General features: G+C 65.4%; 2 protein-coding genes. Both read right to left on the bottom strand.

Going from position 1 to position 3,279, the window contains the following annotated elements:
- Window positions 1–106 precede the first annotated feature (106 nt).
- A complete protein-coding gene (gene ltrA / locus ACFYQA_RS39260; RefSeq protein ID WP_388928606.1) occupies window positions 107–1,471 on the bottom strand; it encodes a group II intron reverse transcriptase/maturase in 1,365 nt (454 codons plus the stop codon).
- A gap of 548 nt (window positions 1,472–2,019) precedes the next feature.
- Complete coding sequence (locus ACFYQA_RS39265; protein WP_388928608.1) at window positions 2,020–2,694, bottom strand: reverse transcriptase domain-containing protein; 675 nt, start codon at window positions 2,692–2,694, stop codon at window positions 2,020–2,022.
- Window positions 2,695–3,279: the final 585 nt, after the last annotated feature.

Consider the following 3,279-nt stretch of genomic DNA (forward strand, 5'->3'; position numbering starts at 1 on the left):
TGTCGAGTAGGGTCGGGGACTGGCGCGGTGGATGAGTCCCCGTTTCCAGTCCCCGCCGCTTCAAACCGGACATGCGGTTCTCCCGCATCCGGCTTTCCGACATCGTTCACCACTGGGCATGCGCCGTCGCCCCGTGCCACTTTCCGGACAGGCGGTAGACCCCGAGCCGACTGATCCACCCGTAGTTGTAGCGGGCGGCCCAATTCCGGCCTGAGAGGCCATGTTTGCTGCTGGTGAAAATCGCCAGCCGCTCGTGGACGTACTGGTCCACCGCTACGAACTTCCGCGCAGAGTTTCCCTTACGGAAGTATCCGGCCCATCCCCGGAGTACGGGGTTGAGCTCGGCCACCACGGCAGCCACCGGCCGCTCGGTCCGAGAGCGCGAGGTAGCCGCGCGGACTTTGTCCCGCAGCACCTTCAACGCCCGTTGCGAGGGCCACCGGTACAGGTAGAACCTGCCCCGCCACTTCCACGACTCCACTTTCCGGTGGTGGAAGCCGAGGAACTCGAAGCCCTGCCCACCTCGGGTGAGGCAGGTGATGCCGGACTTCTCGGGGTGCAGTCGCATCCCAAGCTGTCCCAGCACTCTCGCCGCCAACTGCTGGGCCTGCTCGGCCCGTTGTCTGGTCGGCGACAGGACCACGAAGTCATCGCAATACCTCACCAGCACTCCCAGCCGGCGGCCCTCGTCCTGCCATGCCTCGTCGAGGACATTCAGAGCGACATTCGCCAGCAATGGGGAGATCGGTGAGCCCTGTGGGGTTCCCGCCCCGCTCAGGGAGGTCACCCCGGCCTCCAGCACTCCCATCCGCAGCCACGACCGGATCAGCTTCAGCATCGACCGGTCCACCACGCGCCTCGCCAGCTGAGCGACGAGTGCGTCGTGCCCGATCGTCCCGAAACAGTCCCGGATATCAGCCTCGAACACCCACTCCCGACCTTTGTTCGCCGCAACGCGCACGGCATCGCACGCGTCGATCGCGGACCGCTTCGGCCGGAATCCGTAGCTCGCCTCGGTGAACCCGGCCTCGAAGACCGGTTCGAGAACCATCTTCGCGGCCGTCATCACCACCCGGTCAGCCACGGTGGGAATCGAAAGCGGCCTAAACTCCCCCGGCCGCCCCGGCTTGGGAATCTGGACCCGCCGCAGCACCGACGGACGATACGTATACGTCTGCAGTCGTTCCGCCAGGTCCTGGAGGAATACATCCACCCCGGAGGCGGCCACCGCGTCGACGGTCACGCCGTCCACGCCAGGGGCACCCCGGTTCGTGCACACGACCGACCATGCCCGCCACAAGACGTCCATGCGGTGGACGTGGCCATACAGGGCATGGAACCGTCGTTCGGGTTCTTGCTTGGCACAGCGGTAGAGCGTCCACTGCAAGGCTCGGACCTTGTCCAGAGGGCGGCCGTCCAGTCGTGCGACGCCTTCCTCCCGACGGATGGAACTAGCCGAAACGGCACTCATCCGGGCCCCTCCCTGTTCGCGAATCGCATCGATGAAGCAGGGGCCCTTCGCTCCCGGCGGGTTATGTTGTCCCGCCGATCGGCACTACTACGACCCCCTCCGACTGCCTCTCGGCAGCCCGCCACTTCCCGGTTCCGCCGGTTATAGGCGGGCCACGCTCCCGGGCCGCATGCCCGGGGCCGAGTAGGCCCTCTCCAGTTCCCAGGACAACCTTCCGACCGTTCCACGCCCCTTACGCCGGGAGGTTCCTCGACGCCCGCTCCAGGTTCCCGGACGCCTTCCATGGCCTTCGCCCTACGCATACGGGCTCGGCACCTCCTTGGCCCGCCCCACCGGGCGGGGTCTACATGACGACGCTGCAGGCTTCACTTGATGTTGCGGACCGGTCGGTCGCACGCCCCCGAAGGACGCTTGTCACTCCACTTCGACGCCGTCCTCTCGAACGACGCCGGGAGTCAGCTACCGGGGACCCTGGCGTCTCCCCGGACCGGACTTGCACCGGCTGGCTGCCCTGAGCTTGACATCCGGTTACATCCCCTCCACCTCTTTCAAGTTGAGACGACGCCCGGACTCCTGGACGTACACGCGTAGTGCAGGAACAGGTTCGCCAATACGGGAGAGACCGGAGCCCCTTGCGGGGTCCCTCGCTCCCGCTCCAGCAGGGAGCCGTCGGGCATGGCGAGCGGGGCCGCGAGCCACCGCCGCACATACAACTTCACCCAAACGACGTCGGTGTGCGCCTCCACCGCCTTGACCAGCAGGTCCCAGGGCACGCTGTCGAAGAACTTGGCGATGTCGAACTCCACCACCCAGTCCCGCTTCCAGCAGCGCTCCCGGCATTTGCCCACCGCGTCCAAGGCGGACCGTCCGGGCCGGTATCCGAAACTGTCCGGGTGAAAAACAGGCTCCACCCTGCGCATCAGATGCCGGGCCACCACGGTCTGGGCCACCCGGTCGGCGACAGCGGGAATGCCGAGCATTCTCGTGCCGCCGCCATGCGGCTTGGGAATAGCCACCGCGCGCACCGGCGGCGGAAAGTACGAGCCAGACGACATCCGGTTCCAGACCTTGTACAGATTATTCTTCAGGTCCTTCTCGAAGTCGCCGATACTCTGCCCGTCCACCCCTGGGGCGCCTTTGTTCGCCCTGACTTCCTCCCACGCCTCCTTGATTTCCCACTTGGAAATGTCAAACGGCTTGGTCTGTGACTTCAACTGGCCCATCCCACTCCTCCCGGACATCATCCGGTTGATGTGATCAACTCAGTCACGAACGACCCGGCCCCTTCGCTCCACCCCCATTACAGGGGCTTCCTCACTACTACGAGCCGGTCCGCCGGCAGGCCCCGCATCGGTACTCGACCCCTCGCAGTGTCCGCCGCTTGGGGCACTCCCTCTCGCCCACCGCCACGCAGCGGACAGTGTCGGGGCCTGCCTTCTCCTGTTCCATACGGAAGCCGCAGCCCGGACTCACGTCGCCTACATGCCGGACACCGCCTGGCCAATAAACGGGCACCCGCCAGGCTCATCCCGGAACCCAAACCATGCCCCGGTTTCGATGTCATCTGTTTGTCTTTCGACACATCAGCAGCGATTCACTTGCGTTCGTCTTTCCGGACCCCACCTGACGCCTCTTACAGCGCCTTTTCCTCATCGCTCACCACGACGGCCTTCAGCCAACGCGGCATGAGGCGGTTTGAAGCCTCCCCCCGCAGGGCGGCTCCGAAGGGCCAAATCCTTCATCTCCCGCACAGCACCATTTCCAGAAGCTGTTCCTACAACCAACTCCCTTTCACGTTCAGGACACAA

The organism is Streptomyces sp. NPDC005774, assembly GCF_042871645.1.
Classification (GTDB): Bacteria; Actinomycetota; Actinomycetes; order Streptomycetales; family Streptomycetaceae; genus Streptomyces; species Streptomyces pratens.